This is a genomic window from Streptomyces sp. NPDC100445, assembly GCF_044759735.1.
Classification (GTDB): domain Bacteria; phylum Actinomycetota; class Actinomycetes; order Streptomycetales; family Streptomycetaceae; genus Streptomyces.
This window is the reverse complement of sequence record NZ_JBIVZV010000005.1, coordinates 285,622-301,951: the sequence shown is the minus strand read 5'-3', so window position 1 is coordinate 301,951 and position 16,330 is coordinate 285,622. Positions and strand designations below refer to the sequence as shown.

General features: G+C 72.3%; 14 protein-coding genes. 10 read left to right on the top strand and 4 right to left on the bottom strand.

All coding sequences use genetic code 11. From position 1 onward, the window contains the following. Positions 1-52: 52 nt before the first annotated feature. Positions 53-673, top strand: a complete 621-nt coding sequence (locus ACIQVT_RS15495; protein ID WP_403752527.1) for a 5-formyltetrahydrofolate cyclo-ligase — start codon at positions 53-55, stop codon at positions 671-673. A gap of 94 nt (positions 674-767) precedes the next feature. Here ACIQVT_RS15495 and ACIQVT_RS15490 read toward each other — a convergent pair whose 3' ends face one another. After that, positions 768-3,680 (bottom strand): penicillin acylase family protein, encoded by a 2,913-nt coding sequence (locus ACIQVT_RS15490; RefSeq protein WP_403752524.1) that lies wholly within the window; start codon positions 3,678-3,680, stop codon positions 768-770. Between the two features lie 192 nt (positions 3,681-3,872). On the opposite strand from ACIQVT_RS15490, the gene ACIQVT_RS15485 reads away from it, so the two are divergent. From ACIQVT_RS15485 to mscL, 6 genes are all read left to right on the top strand, one after another. Continuing rightward, positions 3,873-5,399 (top strand): potassium/proton antiporter, encoded by a 1,527-nt coding sequence (locus ACIQVT_RS15485; RefSeq protein ID WP_403752995.1) that lies wholly within the window; start codon positions 3,873-3,875, stop codon positions 5,397-5,399. A gap of 308 nt (positions 5,400-5,707) precedes the next feature. Further along, entirely contained in the window at positions 5,708-7,003 is a 1,296-nt protein-coding gene (locus ACIQVT_RS15480; protein WP_403752521.1) for an MFS transporter, read from the top strand. Between the two features lie 67 nt (positions 7,004-7,070). Continuing rightward, entirely contained in the window at positions 7,071-7,403 is a 333-nt protein-coding gene (locus ACIQVT_RS15475) for an FmdB family zinc ribbon protein (RefSeq protein WP_403752517.1), read from the top strand. 100 nt (positions 7,404-7,503) lie between these two features. Continuing rightward, positions 7,504-8,337: an S-methyl-5'-thioadenosine phosphorylase gene (locus tag ACIQVT_RS15470; protein WP_403752514.1), complete on the top strand. Its 834-nt coding sequence runs from the start codon at positions 7,504-7,506 to the stop codon at positions 8,335-8,337. A 470-nt stretch (positions 8,338-8,807) separates the two neighbouring features. Beyond that, positions 8,808-9,266, top strand: coding sequence for a hypothetical protein (locus ACIQVT_RS15465; protein WP_403752511.1), 459 nt, complete (start codon positions 8,808-8,810; stop codon positions 9,264-9,266). 162 nt (positions 9,267-9,428) lie between these two features. After that, positions 9,429-9,905, top strand: coding sequence for a large conductance mechanosensitive channel protein MscL (mscL, locus tag ACIQVT_RS15460; protein ID WP_403752508.1), 477 nt, complete (start codon positions 9,429-9,431; stop codon positions 9,903-9,905). A gap of 18 nt (positions 9,906-9,923) precedes the next feature. Here mscL and ACIQVT_RS15455 read toward each other — a convergent pair whose 3' ends face one another. Further along, positions 9,924-10,100 carry a hypothetical protein gene (locus ACIQVT_RS15455; protein ID WP_403752505.1) on the bottom strand — a complete coding sequence of 59 codons (177 nt, stop codon included), beginning with the start codon at positions 10,098-10,100 and terminating at the stop codon, positions 9,924-9,926. Positions 10,101-10,258: 158 nt separating this feature from the next. On the opposite strand from ACIQVT_RS15455, the gene ACIQVT_RS15450 reads away from it, so the two are divergent. From ACIQVT_RS15450 to ACIQVT_RS15440, 3 genes are all read left to right on the top strand, one after another. Further along, positions 10,259-11,284, top strand: a complete 1,026-nt coding sequence (locus ACIQVT_RS15450) for a P1 family peptidase (RefSeq protein ID WP_403752502.1) — start codon at positions 10,259-10,261, stop codon at positions 11,282-11,284. Positions 11,285-11,473: 189 nt separating this feature from the next. Further along, the gene (locus tag ACIQVT_RS15445) at positions 11,474-12,697 is read left to right on the top strand and encodes an Ig-like domain-containing protein (RefSeq protein WP_403752499.1); all 1,224 of its coding nucleotides are present in this window, start codon (positions 11,474-11,476) and stop codon (positions 12,695-12,697) included. A 157-nt stretch (positions 12,698-12,854) separates the two neighbouring features. Next, positions 12,855-13,601, top strand: coding sequence for a DUF6227 family protein (locus ACIQVT_RS15440; RefSeq protein WP_403752496.1), 747 nt, complete (start codon positions 12,855-12,857; stop codon positions 13,599-13,601). Positions 13,602-13,627: 26 nt separating this feature from the next. Here the strand turns inward: ACIQVT_RS15440 and ACIQVT_RS15435 are convergent, their stop codons facing one another. Together ACIQVT_RS15435 and ACIQVT_RS15430 are read right to left on the bottom strand one after the other, a co-directional pair. Continuing rightward, positions 13,628-13,903, bottom strand: a complete 276-nt coding sequence (locus tag ACIQVT_RS15435; protein WP_403752493.1) for a hypothetical protein — start codon at positions 13,901-13,903, stop codon at positions 13,628-13,630. Between the two features lie 175 nt (positions 13,904-14,078). Then, positions 14,079-16,247, bottom strand: coding sequence for a fructose-specific PTS transporter subunit EIIC (locus tag ACIQVT_RS15430; protein ID WP_403752490.1), 2,169 nt, complete (start codon positions 16,245-16,247; stop codon positions 14,079-14,081). Positions 16,248-16,330: the final 83 nt, after the last annotated feature.

Genomic DNA, 16,330 nt, shown 5'->3' with positions numbered 1-16,330 from the left:
GTTGGTTGACCCTTATATCGCCTGCATTAAGAGAACGGTGCGAGGACGACCGGTGGAACACGGTGGACGTACGGACGAGCCTGACAAGGGCACCTTGCGGCGAGGGATCCTCGCGGTGAGGAACAGGTTGACTGCGAACGACGTCCGGGAGGCGGGCCGCGCGCTGGCCGAACGGGCGCTGGAGCTGCCCGAGCTGGCGGGCGGGCGCACGGTGGCGGCGTACGTCTCCATGGGCGGCGAACCGGGCACGTCGGCGCTGCTGGACGCGCTGCGCGCCCGGGGGGTGCGGGTGCTGCTGCCCGTGCTGCTGCCCGACAACGACCTGGACTGGGGCGAGTACACCGGCCCGGAGTCCCTGGCGCGGGTCCGGCACGGCGGCAGGATGACGCTGGCCGAGCCGTCCGGCGCGCGGCTCGGCCCGGGCGCCGTGACGGGCGCGGACGTCGTCCTGCTGCCGGGGCTCGCGGTGGACGGGCGCGGGATGCGCCTGGGGCGCGGCGGAGGCTCCTACGACCGGGTGCTGGCCCGGCTGGAGCGGGCGGGCGCGCGCCCCCGGCTGGTGGTGCTGCTGTACGACGCGGAGGTGGTCGGGCGGGTGCCGGCCGAGGCGCACGACAGACCGGTGCACGCGGCGGTGACGCCGGGCGGCGTGCACCGTTTCGGGCCCGCCTGACCGGCGCCCGGGCTTCCACTGGGCCGGGGACGCGTGAGAAGGCCCTCCACGCGCGCGTGGAGGGCCTTCTCACGGATGGTGCGCCGTCAGTGGCTCACGGCTTGAGGACGAGGGTGTCGCTCGTGCTCCTGCCGACCGCCTTGTCCGAGAACGACCAGGGCAGCAGCTCGCCCTTGGCCCACAGGCCCGTCTGGTCCGTGTAGTGCGCGCTGAAGGCGTGCCCGGAGGCGCCCGTCAGGTTGATCCACCTGGACTTGTCGAGGTCGGCGAGGTTGACCACCATCCGCATGGACGGCACCCACACGACGTTGTAGCCGCCGGCGGCGTTCCAGCCGGACGCGTTGACCGCCGCCTCGCCGCCGCTGAGCTTCCAGGGGCCGCGGTTCAGGAGGTACTGGACGACGTCGGGGCCCTCGGTGCCCAGCGTCTGGTTCTTCAGGAACAGGCGGTGCAGCCGGCCCCAGCTCCAGGTGTCGATGTCCTTGCCCAGCTTGGCGGTCAGCTCCCAGCGGGCGTCGATCATCGCGCGGGCGAACAGCTGGTCGCGGTCGGAGGCGCTCGGCCGGGTGCCCGACTTGGGCGTCTTCCACCAGTCGCTGTGCGGCTTGTCCATCAGGGTGCGCACGACCTCGAACCAGCGGTCGCCGCCGTCCGGCTGGGCCTGGTCGGCGTCGCGCTCGCCGCACTCGCGGACCTTGGTGTCGTCGTCCACCGGGCCGGTGCTGTCGATCTTGTCGACCCACAGGCACTGTCCCTTGACGCGCAGCTCCTTGGGAAGCTTGTTGCCGAAGGCCAGCTTGAGGATGTTGCGCCACACCGAGTTGAAGTAGGCGGCCGCGGCGGAGTCGGCGTCCTGGGTGTAGTCCCAGCCCTCCAGCAGCTTCTGGGCCTCGCGGACGTCCGGGTCGTCCAGGTCGATCTTCAGCAGCTTGGGCACCAGGAGCTTGGCGATCTCGCTGCTGTTGTCCAGCTGCATCTGCCGCATGTCCTCGGTGGAGATCTTGCCGCCGTCCTTGATCTTGGACTCGATCAGGTCGGTGATGCGCTGGCTGCGGGCGCCGTAGCCCCAATCGGTGGTGAGCGTGTACGGGTACGCGTCCTTGCCGACGACGGCCTGGTTGGCGGTGACGATGTAGCCGCGCGCCGGGTCGTACTCGTAGGGCAGCTCGTCCTGCTTGATGAAGCCGGTCCAGCGGTACTTCGACTCCCAGCCCGGCGCCGGGACGGAACCGTCGTCCGCGGCGGAGCGCGTGGGGATCTTGCCGGGCAGCGTGTAGCCGATGTGGTCGTCCGTGTCGGCGTAGACCAGGTTCTGCGAGGGCACGTCGAACAGGGCCGCCGCCGAGCGGAACTCGGTGAAGTCCGAGGCCCGGTCGAGGGCGAACACCGCGTCCATGGTGGTGCCCGCGTCGAGCGCGGTCCACCTCAGAGCGATGCCGTAGCCGTCGCCGCGGTCGGGGGCGGCGGTGTCGACGGCGGCCTTCCGGCCGACCTGGACGAGTTCGTCGTCCCGGTCGGACAGCAGCGGCATGCCGTCCTGGGTCTGCCGGACGACGATCTTCTTGGACTCGCCGCCGGCGACCTCGATGGTCTCCTCGCGGGTCTTGAAGGGCCGTACCTTGCCGTCGTACAGGTAACCGTTGGCGGTGACCTTCTCCAGATACAGGTCGGTGACGTCGACACCGGAGTTGGTCAGGCCCCAGGCGATCTTCGCGTTGTGGCCGATGACCACACCGGGCATGCCGGCGAACGTGTAGCCGGCGACGTCGTAACCGCACTTGGCGGACACGGTCCGGCAGTGCAGGCCCATCTGGTACCAGACCGAGGGCAGGGACGCCGACAGGTGCGGGTCGTTGGCGAGGAGCGGCTTCTTGCTGACGGTGTACTTCCCGGAGACGACCCAGGAGTTCGAGCCGATGCCCTGGCCGTTCACGCCGACGGCCGTGGGGACGTCGTCCAGGACGTTGTAGAGGCCGCCGAGCTGGCTCGTGAGGCCGGAACCGCTCGCGCCGGCGGTGGTGCCGCCGGTGGTGCCGGTGGTGGTGCCGGTGGTGCCCGTGGTGCCGGTGGTGCCCGTGGTTCCCGTCGTACCCGTGGTGCCGGTGGTTCCCGTCGTACCCGTGGTGCCCGTCGTCCCGGTCGTGCCGCTCGTCCCGGTCGTGCCCGTGCCGCCGGTGGTGCCAGTCGTGCCAGTCGTGCCCGAGGTGCCCGTGCCGCCGCTCTGCCGGAAGCTCTTGCCCAGCTCGTCGTACTGGCCCTCCTGCACGATCGGCTTGTGCCGGCCGTACGGGTACTGCGGGTAGAGGTCCTGGATCTGCTGCGGGCCGAGGCGGCTGGTCATCAGGGCGCGGTCGATCTCGTCCTGCATGTTGCCGCGCAGGTCCCACGCCATGGCCTTCAGCCAGGCCACGGAGTCGACCGGGGTCCACTTCTCCGGCTTGTAGTCGTTGGTCAGGCCCAGGGCCGCGTACTCCAGGGAGAGGTCCGCGCCGTCCTTGCCCTTCAGGTAGGCGTTGACTCCCTCGGCGTAGGCCCGCAGGTACTTCTTCGTGGCGGGCGACAGCTTCGTGTCGTACTCCCGCTGGGCGATCCGGTGCCAGCCGAGGGTGCGCAGGAACTCGTCGTTCTTGACCTGGCCCTTGCCGAACATCTCCGACAGGCGGCCGGCGGTCATGTGCCGGCGCACATCCATCTCGTAGAACCGGTCCTGCGCCTGGACGTAGCCCTGCGCCATGAACAGGTCCTCGTCGGAGGAGGCGTAGACCTGCGGGATGCCGTTGCCGTCCCGCTTGACGTCGACCGGCCCGGACAGGCCGTCGAGCCTTATGGAACCGGTGGTCTGCGGGAAGGAGGCGCGGACGGTGCTGATCGTCCAGTACGCCCCGTAGGCGATGCCTCCGATGAGGGCCAGAACCAGCACGAGCACGACGAGTCGGGCTTTGCGCCCCTTCTTCCTGCCGGACTTGGCGGGCTTGTCACCCGTTGTGGCGGTGGTGTTGGGGGGCATCGCTGTCCTTGCTGTCCTAACGCGAGCGGCAGGTCGGGCTGTGACTTTGAATGAGCGCTGGAGCAACCATAGGCGCAGGGTCCCGCGCCGCTTGACGCGGAGTGGGGAACCAGCCTGCACGAGCGTTCGATCTTGCCCTGCGAAACGTCAAGAAAGCGTCAAGAGTTAGGTAAGGTAACGAAGTAACCGGCCATTCCGGAGGAGGAACGCCCGCTGACTGTTCACCACCTCAACCAGCTCCTGCTCGTCTGCTCCGTCGTCCTGCTGGTCGCCGTCGCGGCTGTCCGGATCTCGTCGCGCAGCGGGCTCCCCAGCCTGCTCGTCTACCTGGGCATCGGCGTCCTCATGGGCCAGGACGGCATCGGCGACATCCACTTCAACAGCGCCGAGGTCACCCAGGTCATGGGGTACGCGGCCCTGGTCGTGATCCTCGCCGAGGGCGGCCTGGGCACGAAGTGGAAGGAGGTCCGGCCCGTCCTCCCGTCCGCCTCCGTCCTGGCCACGGTCGGGGTCGCGATCAGCGTGGGGGTCACCGCGGCGGGCGCGCACTACCTGGTCGGGCTGGAATGGCGGCAGGCGCTCATCATCGGAGCGGTGGTGTCGTCGACGGACGCGGCGGCGGTCTTCTCGGTGCTGCGGCGCATCCCGCTCCCCGCGCGCGTGACCGGCACGCTGGAGGCGGAGTCCGGCTTCAACGACGCCCCGGTGGTCATCCTGGTCGTCGCCTTCTCCACCGCCGGCCCGGTCGACCACTGGTACGTGCTGCTGGCCGAGATCGTCCTGGAGCTGGCCATCGGCGCGGCCCTGGGGCTCGCGGTCGGCTGGTTCGGCTCCTGGGGACTCAAGCACGTGGCCCTGCCCGCCTCCGGCCTCTACCCGATCGCCGTGCTGGCGATCGCCGTCACCGCGTACGCCGCCGGCGCCCTGGCGCACGGCAGTGGCTTCCTCGCCGTCTACCTGGCCTCCATGGTGCTCGGCAACGCCAAGCTCCCCCACTGGCCCGCCACCCGGGGCTTCGCCGAGGGGCTCGGCTGGATCGCCCAGATCGGCATGTTCGTCGTGCTCGGCCTGCTGGTCACCCCGCACGAGCTGGGCGACGACGTCTGGCCGGCGCTGGTCATCGGGCTGGCCCTGACCATGGTGGCCCGGCCGCTGAGCGTGGTGGCCAGCCTCGCCCCGTTCCGGGTGCCGTGGCAGGAGCAGGTACTGATGTCGTGGGCCGGACTGCGCGGCGCCGTGCCCATCATCCTGGCGACCATCCCCATGGTGAACGGGGTCACCGGCAGCCGCCGCATCTTCAACATCGTCTTCGTGCTGGTCGTCGTCTACACCCTCGTCCAGGGACCGACCCTGCCGTGGCTGGCGCGCACCCTGCGCCTGGGCGAGCAGGGCGAGGCGTCCGACCTCGGCATCGAGTCGGCTCCGCTGGAGCGGCTGCGCGGGCACCTGCTGTCCGTCTCCATCCCCGCGGGCTCGCGGATGCACGGCGTGGAGGTCAACGAGCTGCGGCTGCCGGCCGGTGCCGCGGTCACGCTGGTGGTCCGCGCGGACGAGTCGTTCGTGCCGCTGCCCACGACGGTGCTGAGACGGGGCGACGAACTGCTGGTCGTCGCCACCGACCCGGTCCGCGACGCGGCGGAACGCCGGCTGCGCGCGGTCGCCCGCGGCGGCAAGCTGGCCAGCTGGCTGGGCACCGGCGGGGCGGACGGCGGACGGTGAGGAAGCCGTGACGCGTGGGCGGCGCCGCCGCGCGTCACGGCCGTGTTCCCCAGGCCTCACACCGGCGCGGATCGCAGGCGGACACGCCCGGCGGTGCTCATCTTCACAGGGGCGCACCGGCGTGATCCCTGTAGGATAAAGGCGCACTAGATCGAACCAACTCTGCCTGATGCAGAGCTGGCGCGACCGTATGGCGGCCGGAAACGCCCTTTCGCTGAGGCCCCGGTATCTACCGCAGTTCCGCGCAAGAGGACAGCTCTCGGCGCCCCCGCACGGGCGCGCTACCAGGCGGAAGAAAGGCACGGGCCGTGGCGTCCACGGTCACCAACGAGCCGGCGGAGACCCCGCAGGCGTCGTCCCGCCCGGGATACGGACAGCTGCTGCGCACCCGCGGCGCCTGGACGTTCCTGGCCCCCGGCTTCGCGGCGCGTCAGCCGTTCGCGATGCTCACCATCTCCATCGTGCTGCTCGTGCAGCACACCACCGGCTCGTACGGCGCGGCGGGCGCCGTCGCGGCCGCCACCGGCGTCTCCATGGCCCTGTTCGCGCCCTACAGCGGCCGGCTGGCCGACCGCCACGGGCAGCGCGCCGTACTGGTCCCCGGCGTCCTGGTGCACACCGTCGCCGGCCTGACGCTGACGGCGCTCGCCCTCGGGCACGCGCCGCTGTGGGCCCTGTTCCTCGCGGCCGTCCCGACGGGCGCCTCGGTGCCGCAGGTCGGCCCGATGGTGCGGGCCCGCTGGGGCGTCAAGCTCCAGGGCTCGCCCCTGATGACCACCGCCGCGGCGTTCGAGTCGGTCACCGACGAGCTGACCTTCGTCTTCGGCCCCCTGCTGGCGACCGCGCTGTGCACCGCCGTGGCACCGGCGGCGGGCCTGGTCACCGAGGCCGCGCTGACCCTCGTCGGCGGCCTGCTGTTCGCCGCGAGCAAGAGCACCCAGCCGCCGGTGACCGGCGACGACGGGCACGCGCACGAACGGCACGCCTCCGCCCTGCGCGTCCCCGGCGTGCGGGTGCTGGTGGTGACCTTCCTCGGCATCGGCTCGGTCTTCGGCGGCATGCAGGTGTCGCTCGCGGCGTTCACCGAGTCGATCGGCGAGCCCGGGCTGAACGGCGTCCTCTACGGCACCTTCGCCGCCGGCAACATGCTGTCCGGCATCGTCTGCGGCGCGATCGCCTGGAAGGTGGCCCCCCACAGGCGCCTGGTCGTCGGTTACACCGCGCTCGCGCTGGCCGCGTCCGCCCTGTGGACGGCACACTCGGTACTGCTGCTCGCCGCGCTCGGCCTGCTGGTCGGCATGTGCATCGCGCCCGCGCTGATCACGGGCTACACGCTGGTCGAGGGCCTGGTCCCGGCCGGTGCCCGCACGGAGGCCTTCACCTGGCTGACCGGTGCGGTCGCGCTCGGCCAGGCAGCCGCCGTGACGGTCGCCGGACAGCTGGAGGACCGGCTGTGGGACGGCGCGGGATTCCTGGTCCCGATGGGCGGCACCGTGCTCGCGCTGCTCACCCTGCTGGCGCTGCGTTCGCGGCTGGTGGTGCGGCCCCGCAACCGCACGGTCGCGCGTGGCGTCGGTCACCGCGTGCCGGTCACGGTGGACTGATCCCCGGGAATGCGTCACTATGGACCGTCGTTAGCACTCAATGAGTGAGAGTGCCAGGAGGAAGACAGTGCCGACCTACCAGTACCAGTGCACCGAGTGCGGCGAGGGCCTCGAGGCGGTGCAGAAGTTCACGGATGACGCTCTGACCGAGTGCCCCAACTGCAAGGGCCGCCTGAAGAAGGTGTTCTCCGCGGTCGGCATCGTCTTCAAGGGCTCCGGCTTCTACCGCAACGACTCGCGCGGCTCCTCGTCGAGCAGCGCGCCGGCGTCCAAGCCGTCGTCGGGCTCTACGTCGGGTTCGTCCTCGACGTCGTCGTCCGACTCGAAGGCGTCCTCGTCCACGACCTCGTCGTCGGGCACCTCCGCCTCGGGCTCCGGCTCCGCCAGCTCCGCCGCCTGACACCTCTCACCCCGGACCCCGCCGTCGTACGAAGGCGGGGTCCTCGGCGCTCTCCGGCACCCGCCGCCCCCCGCGATCGCCGCCCGCTAGTGTGCTGGTCATGGCGAACGCAGAGATCGGTGTAATCGGCGGCTCGGGCTTCTACTCGTTCCTCGACGACGTGACCGAGGTCCGGGTCGACACCCCCTACGGGGCGCCCAGCGACTCCCTCTTCCTCGGCGAGATCGACGGCCGGCGGGTCGCCTTCCTGCCCCGGCACGGCCGGGGCCACCACCTGCCGCCGCACCGCATCAACTACCGCGCCAACCTGTGGGCCCTGCGCTCGGTGGGTGTCCGGCAGGTCCTCGCCCCCTGCGCGGTGGGCGGCCTGCGCCCCGAGTACGGCCCCGGCACCCTGCTGGTGCCGGACCAGTTCGTGGACCGTACGAAGTCCAGGGCGCAGACGTACTTCGACGGGCTGCCGCTGCCCGACGGCACCGTGCCGAACGTCGTGCACGTCTCCATGGCCGACCCGTACTGCCCGACCGGGCGCGCGGCCGCGCTGAAGGCGGCCCGCGGCCGCGACTGGGAGGCGGTGGACGGCGGCACGCTGGTGGTGGTCGAGGGGCCGCGCTTCTCCTCACGTGCGGAATCGTTGTGGCACCGGGCGCAGGGCTGGTCGGTGGTGGGCATGACGGGGCACCCCGAGGCGGCGCTCGCCCGGGAACTGGAGCTGTGCTACGCGTCGCTGACCCTGGTCACCGACCTCGACGCGGGCGCCGAGAGCGGCGAGGGCGTCTCCCACGAGGAGGTGCTGCGGGTGTTCGCGGCCAACGTCGACCGGTTGCGCGGTGTCCTGTTCGACGCGGTGGCGGCGCTGCCGGAGACCGGGGCGCGGGACTGCCTGTGCGGGAACGCGCTCGGGGGGATGGACCCGGGGTTCGAACTGCCGTGACGGTGACCGGCCCGGCGGCCGGCGGCCCGGCGGCTCGCGGCTCGGCGGCTCGGCGGCTCGGCGGCTCGGCGGCTCGGCGGCTCGGCGGAACTGTCCGTTCGGGTGAGTGAGTTGTCCACAGTCGGCCGGTGATCCACCGGCTCCGACGGGATCCGCCGCGAGACGCCATCGTGGCAGGGCAGGCCGAATCCCTCGTCGCAGGCGGTGACCCCATGCCCTCGCCCACCCCGTACCCATCGACCCCGTCCACCGCGTACCCGCCGGTCCCGTCCAAGCCGTACCCGCCGGTCCGGTCCGTGCCGTGCGCGCCGAATTCCTCCACGCCATGGGCGCCCACCCCGTACCCGCCGCCCGCGTCCATCCGGCTTCCGCCGGCGAGGCAGGGTCCGCCGGCCTCGCTGCGGCCTCCGCGTCCGCTCGGCACGGACGCCCCGGCGCCCCGTGGGGTGCCGTCGTTCGATCCGGTGCGCGTGCGCGGCGGCCGGTACCGGCTGGAGCGGCTCGTGCGGCACCGCAGGCGGGCGGTCGCGGCCGGCCTCGCGGTCACCGCGGCGGCACTCGTGGCCGCCGGGGGCCGGGCGGGGCCGGAACCGCACGGCGCCGACCGCGCCCACGGTCACCGACTGGCGCGACCCGTTCGACCGCACCCGGTGGTGGACATGGTGGCGGCACCGGTGCGGATCGCCGACGCCGCCACGGTGCGGCTCCTGCGGCCCGGTGACCGCGTCGACGTCATCGCCGCGCAGGACCCGTCGGCCGGGAGCGGCGCGCGGGTGCTCGCCCGCGCCGTGCGGGTGAGGGAGGTGCCGGAACCGCTGGACGGTACGGCCGGGAGCGGGGCCCTGGTCGTACTGACGGCGCCGCGGGCCACGGCGGCACGGCTGGTCGGCGCGAGCCCCACGGCCCGGCTTGCGGTGACGCTGTGCTGACCCGGCTCGTCCGCGTGCTGAGCGCCCTCCTGCCGAGGACGGTGGGCGGCCTCCTGCCGAGGACTTCGGACCGGCCGCCGAACTGGACACCATGGCCACAGCGTGCCGTAGGTTGCGGAGCGTTTTGTTCCACACCCTCTGCACGCGAGGAGAGTCCCCGAGGTGAGCGCGAAGAAGGAACCGAGCGTCTGGAACGGCTTCAAGGCATTCCTGATGCGCGGCAACGTCGTCGATCTGGCGGTGGCGGTGGTGATCGGCGCGGCCTTCACCAACATCGTCAACGCGGTGGTGAAGGGCATCATCAACCCTCTGGTCGGAGCGATCGGCACCCAGAACCTCGACAACTACAGCTCCTGCCTGAAAGACCCCTGCGAGGTCAGCGCCAACGGCACGGTCAAGAGCGGCGTGCCGATCCTGTGGGGTTCGGTCCTCGGGGCCACGCTCACCTTCGTGATCACCGCCGCGGTCGTCTACTTCCTGATGGTGCTGCCCATGTCGAAGTACCTCGCGCGCCAGGCGGCCCGCAAGGCGGCGCGGGAGGGCACGAAGGAGGTCGTGCAGGTGACCGAGCTGGAGGTGCTCAAGGAGATCCGCGACGCGCTGGTCGCGCAACGCGGCTCCGGCGGCTACCAGCGCTAGCGGCGCCGCCGGGTCGGCTCAGAGGTGGTGGGGCGGCTTCTCGTCGAGGAAGCGCCTCAGGTCGGCGGCGCTGTCACCGTCCGCGCGCTCGCCCCAACCGCGGTCGGTGTCGTCCGAGGACTGCTGCTCCAGCGGGTCGTCGAAGACCAGGGCGGGCTTCGGGTCGCGCGGCGCGGGTTCGGGGGCGGTGCTCATGCCACCAGGGTACGGCTCCCGCCGTCGGGACCGACCGGACCGCTGCTCGGCCCGGCCGGGCGGTTGCTCGGGACCGGCCGGGCGCTGCCGGCGCCGCCCGCGTGACCGCTGTGGCCCACTGGATCTTTCGCGGGTCGCGCTGGGCCAGACTGGCGTCCATGACAGTTGACGCACTGACCGACGTCGCCGGGCTGCGGGTCGGGCACACGACCCGCACCGGTGACGGCTGGCTCACCGGCACCACGGTCGTCCTCGCACCCGAGGGCGGTGCCGTCGCCGCCGTGGACGTACGCGGCGGTGGCCCCGGCACCAAGGAGACCGACGCGCTGGACCCGCGCAACGTGGTGCGGACGGTCGACGCCGTCGTGCTGACCGGAGGCAGCGCGTACGGGCTGGACGCGGCGTCCGGGGTGATGGCCTGGCTGGAGGAGCGGCGGCGCGGGGTGCCGGTGGGGACGGATCCCGCGCACGTCGTGCCGGTGGTGCCCGCCGCGTGCGTCTTCGACCTGGGACGCGGCGGGGACTTCCGGGCGCGTCCGGACGCGGCGACCGGGCGCGCGGCGGTGGAGGCCGCGGCGGCGTGTCCGCCCGGTGCCCGGGTCCCGGAGGGATGCGTGGGCGCCGGCACGGGCGCCGTGGCAGGACGGTTCAAGGGCGGGGTGGGCACCACGAGCACGGTGCTCGGCTCGGGCATCACCGTGGCGGCCCTGGTGGTCGTGAACGCGGCCGGATCGGTCGCGGACCCCGACACGGGCGTGCTGTACGGGGAGATGTTCCAGGGCCGGGTGCGGTATCCGGAGCGGCGTGTGCACGAGGCGGCGTGCCGGCGTCTCGACGCGGTCGCCGACCGGAACGCGCCACCGCCGCTCAACACGACGCTGGCGGTGGTCGCGACGGACGCGGACCTCTCCAAGGCGCAGGCGCAGAAGCTCGCGGGCACGGCGCACGACGGGATCGCGCGCGCGGTGCGGCCGGTGCACCTCCTGCACGACGGGGACACGGTGTTCGCGCTGGCGACCGGCGTCCGCGAGCTGGGCACGCACCCCCTGGCGCTCAACGACATCTTGGCCGCCGGCGCCGACCTGGTGACGCGCGCGATCGTACGGGCGGTGCGCGCCGCCGGGTCGGTCGACGGGCCGGGCGGGGTGTGGCCGTCGTACGGGGAGTTGTACGGGCAGGGGTGAGGCACGGGGGTCCACCGGCACCTGCGGTCGCCCCGGCGGGACCGGCCGTCCCGGTGCCGGGCTGGTTTGTCGCGGTTCTGTCACGTGATGGCCTTCCGACGGAGACGGAGGGAACCTCGACCGGCGCCGGTTCCCTCTTTCTCCACGCACTGGAACGGACCACGCACATCACATGAACTGGAGCAGCCCGTGACAACGCCGGACATTGCAGCGCGGCGCGTACTCGGGGCCTGTGCCGCCCTCATGGTCGGCGCCCTGACCCTGACCGCCTGCGGGGGCGGCTCGGACGACGGCCACGACGACGGCAAGGGGAGCGGCAAGGGCTCGTCCACGACGTCGTCGGCGGAGATAGCGATATCGGCCAAGGACGGCTCGACCGGCGCGTCCATCAACGCCACCGGAGTGAAGGTCAGCGACGGCAGGCTGACCGACGTGAAGATGACCGTGGCCGGGTCGGGGCGGACCGTGCCGGGGGCGATATCGACGGACGGCGGGAGCTGGAAGCCGAAGGAGCGCCTGGAGCGCGGGACCAAGTACGAGATAGCGGCGACCGCGAAGGACACGCGGGGCCGCACGGCGGCGGCGAACTCCATCTTCACCACCGTCAGCACGTCGAACAGCTTCATCGGCACCTACACGCCGGACGACGGCACGACGGTCGGTGTGGGCATGCCGGTGTCGTTCACCTTCGACAAGGCGATCACGGACAAGAAGGCCGTGCAGTCGCACATCACGGTGAACTCCAGCAGCGGCCGGCAGGTGGTCGGGCACTGGTTCGGGAACCAGCGGCTGGACTTCCGGCCGCAGGAGTACTGGAAGGCCGGCTCCAAGGTCACCATGAAGGTCGACCTGGACGGCGTCGAGGGCGCCAAGGGCGTCTACGGGGTGCAGAAGAAGAACGTCTCCTTCACGGTCGGACGGTCGCAGGTCTCCACGGTCGACGCGCACACGCAGACCATGACGGTGGTGCGGGACGGCCACACCCTCAAGTCGGTGCCGATCTCGGCGGGCAGCGCGCAGCACACGACGTACAACGGGCAGATGGTGGTCTCCGAGAAGTTCGTGCAGACCCGTATGAACGGCTCGACGGTCGGGTTCGGCGGGGAGTACGACATCGCGGACGTGCCGCACGCGATGCGGCTGACGTCGTCGGGGACGTTCATCCACGGCAACTACTGGTACAACCGGGGCAACCCGCCCTTCGGCCGGGAGGGCACCAGCCACGGCTGCGTGGGGCTCGCGGACGTGCAGGGGGCGCAGGGCGCCACGTCGGCCAAGTGGTTCTACGACAACACGCTCGTCGGGGACGTGGTGATCGTCAAGAACTCCCCCGACTCCACGGTCGCCCCCGACAACGGCCTCAACGGCTGGAACATGTCATGGAGCGCCTGGACCGCCGGAAGTGCGGTCTGACCGGCGGGTTTTGACGGTACGACGGGCCGCGCGGGAACATTTCGCGCGGCCCGCGCGTTTTCCGGGCGTACGTTTTCCCGGTTCCCGGGCATGATGTCCGAGCGAGGGGCTACGGTATGCACCCACAAGGTGACATGCAGCAACGCCGGGAGATGCCTTGAGCGTTCCGTACGAGACCGCAGCGTACGAACCAGCCGAGTCGCCCGAGTCTCCTGAGGAGCATCTCGAGCGACTCCTCGGCCGTGCCCTGAACTCCTTCGAGCTGCCGGACAAGGTGATCAGACGGCTGGACTGCGCGCTGGCGTACGACAGTTCGCTGCACTCCGCGTACCACAGCGCCGGGTTGCACCGGGAGACGTACCGGCACACCTGGCTGCTCGCCGACGGGGCGGCGGTGACGCTGTGGGAGCTGGTGCACAACCCCATGCCCGGCAGCCCCGCCGAGCACGAGGTGTACGCCGACGAGGAGGAGCTTCAGACCGCCACGGCACGGCTCGGGCTGCCGCCGGACACCCGGGAGTTCGAGCTGCCCGCGCTGATGCGGCTGTGGGCGGTTCCCGAGCCCCGGCACGTGTTCGCCTCCGGTGACTCGGCGGACCACGTGCGCCGGCTCCTGCGCCGCGCGGAGAACGCCGACCGGCCCGGTGCTAAGACCGCGGCGCTGCTGGCGACCGCGACCGCGCACGAGATCACCCAGGCCCTCGGGCGCCCCGGACGGGCCGGACGCGCCGGGCTGAACTACACGCTGTACGAGCACGCCTTCCTGCTGCCGGACGGCACCGAGACGTCCCTGTGGGAGGTCGAGCACACGGCGACCCCCGACGGACGGCACATGTGCGAGGTGTACATGTCGGAGGACGCGGCCCGCGAGGCCATGGAGAGGCGCGCGGCTCGGCAGGGCTGACGGCGGGACGGGGCGAGCCGCCGGGGTCAGCCTCCGGCGAGCTGCCGCACCAGGCCGGCGAACGCGTCCTGTTCGGCGGGCGTCAGCTCGACGGCCTCCAGCGGGGGTCCGACCCGGTTCTGCCGCGGCAGCGCCGGGAGCCGCGCGGCGGGGCGCCGGACATTGCGCCCACGCCCGGTGCCCGCGCGGCCGGTGCGGCGCAACAGGCGGAGCAGACGCACGAGGACGACGGTCCAGGCGACGGCCGCCACCGCGAGGGCGGCCACGCCGATCAGCTGGAGGGTCGGGGCGTGGTCGGGCATGCGCTCCAGTACACACCACGGTCCGGGACTTCGGCCCCGGACCGTGACGTATCTCGCAGGTGCCGTGAACAACTCACAGCGAACTAAAGGGACAAGGCGCCGCCGTGCGAGCCGGCACGCCGGGCGATGCGTCGGGAGGCGCGCCCGGATGGTGTGCCCGGGTGGTGTGCGGCGGTCAGGCCGCTATCGGCTGCCTGGTGCCCTCCGGCTCGATGGCCGCGTCCTTCGCGGCGGGGTCACCGGCCGGGGACTCGGGAGCCTGCTTGCGCATGCCCTTGAGGAGGACCACCAGCCCCGTGGAGACACAGACGCCGGCCGCGATGGCCACCAGGTACAGGAACGGGTTGCCGATCAGCGGGACGACGAAGATGCCACCGTGCGGGGCGCGCAGCGTCGCGCCGAAGGCCATCGACAGGGCGCCGGTGAGCGCGCCACCCACCATGGCGGACGGGATGACCCGCAGCGGGTCGGCCGCCGCGAACGGGATCGCGCCCTCGGAGATGAACGAGGCGCCCAGCACCCAGGCGGCCTTGCCGTTCTCGCGTTCGGTCCTGGTGAACAGGCTGCCGCGCACGGTGGTGGCCAGGGCCATCGCCAGCGGCGGGACCATGCCGGCCGCCATCACCGCGGCCATGATCTGCATGGCGGAGCCGCTGGGGTTGGCGACGGCGATACCGGCGGTGGCGAAGGTGTAGGCGACCTTGTTGACAGGGCCGCCCAGGTCGAAGCACATCATCAGACCGAGCAGGGCGCCGAGCAGGATGGCGTTGGTGCCGGTGAGACCGCTCAGCCAGTCGGTCATGGCCTTCTGGGCCGACGCGATGGGCTTGCCGATCACGACGAACATCAGGAAGCCGACGATCGCCGTGGAGATCAGCGGGATCACCACCACCGGCATGATGCCGCGCAACGCCGCCGGCACGTCGAACCGCTGGATCGCCATCACCACGCCGCCGGCGAGGAGACCGGCCGCCAGGCCGCCCAGGAAACCGGCGTTGATGGTCGAGGCGATCATGCCGCCGACGAAGCCGGGGACCAGGCCGGGGCGGTCCGCCATGCCGTAGGCGATGTAGCCCGCGAGCACCGGGACCAGGAAGCCGAAGGCCACACCGCCGATCTGGAACAACAGCGCGCCCCAGCTGTCCGCCTGGCCCCACACGAAGTGGTCCATGACCGAGGGCGCGTTCTTGATGTCGTAGCCGCCGATCGCGAAGCCCAGGGCGATGAGGAGACCGCCCGCCGCGACGAACGGCACCATGTAGCTGACGCCGGACATCAGCCACTTGCGGAGCTTGGTGCCGTATCCCTCGGTGGAGTCGCCGGCGCGCTCGACCGGCGTGCCGGCCGACCCGTGCGCCGGGGCACCGACGACCTCACCGCGCGCCGCCTTCTCGCGGGCCTCGGCGATGAGTGCGTCCGGGCGGTTGATGCCCGCCTTCACGCCCACGTCGACGGTCGGCTTGCCCGCGAAGCGGTCCTTGTCGCGTACGGGGACGTCGTGGGCGAAGATCACGCCGTCGGCCGCCGCGATCACCGCCGGGTCCAGCCGGGTGAAGCCGGCCGAGCCCTGCGTCTCCACGACCAGTTCCACGCCGGCCGCACGGCCCGCGTTCTCCAGCGATTCGGCCGCCATGTAGGTGTGGGCGATGCCGGTGGGGCAGGAGGTGACGGCGACGATACGGAAGGGACGCCCGGCGTCGGGGCCGGCGGAAGGGGCGGCCGGCGTGTCGCTGCCCGCCACGGCGTCGGCGGAGGCCGCCGCCGACGCCGCGGCGGTGTCTGTGGAGGCGCCCCCGGCGTCCTGACCGGCGGTGCTCTCGGTGCCCTTGGTGCTCGCGGTGCTTTCGGTGCCCTCGGTGCTGTCGGTGCCCTGGGGGTCCTTCTCCGCCTCCGCCGACGGCGCTTCGTCCCCCCGGATCAGCGCGGCGGCCGTCTCCGCGTCGTCCGCCGTCCGCAGGGCGCCGGTGAACTCGGCGTTCATCAGCTGGCGGGCGAGGGAGGAGAGGATCGTCAGGTGGGCGTCGTCGGCCCCGGCGGGCGCCGCGATCAGGAAGATGAGGTCGGCGGGGCCGTCCGCGGCACCGAAGTCGACGCCGGCGGCGCTGCGGCCGAAGGCGAGGGACGGCTCGGTGACGTGGCTGCTGCGGCAGTGCGGGATGCCGATGCCGCCGTCGAGGCCGGTCGGCATCTGGGCCTCACGGGCGGCGACGTCGGCGAGGAAGCCCTCCAGGTCGGTCACCCGGCCCTGGGCGACCATGCGCTCGGCGAGGGCACGGGCCGCCGCTTCCTTGGTGTCGGCGGACAGGTCGAGGTCGACCAGGTCCGCGGTGATCATGTCGCTCATCGCGGGCTCCTCTGCACGCGTACCGCCCGGGGAGCGGGTGGGCGGTGGTGGGGACGGGGGTGGTGTGGGGGGAGCGGGGCGGG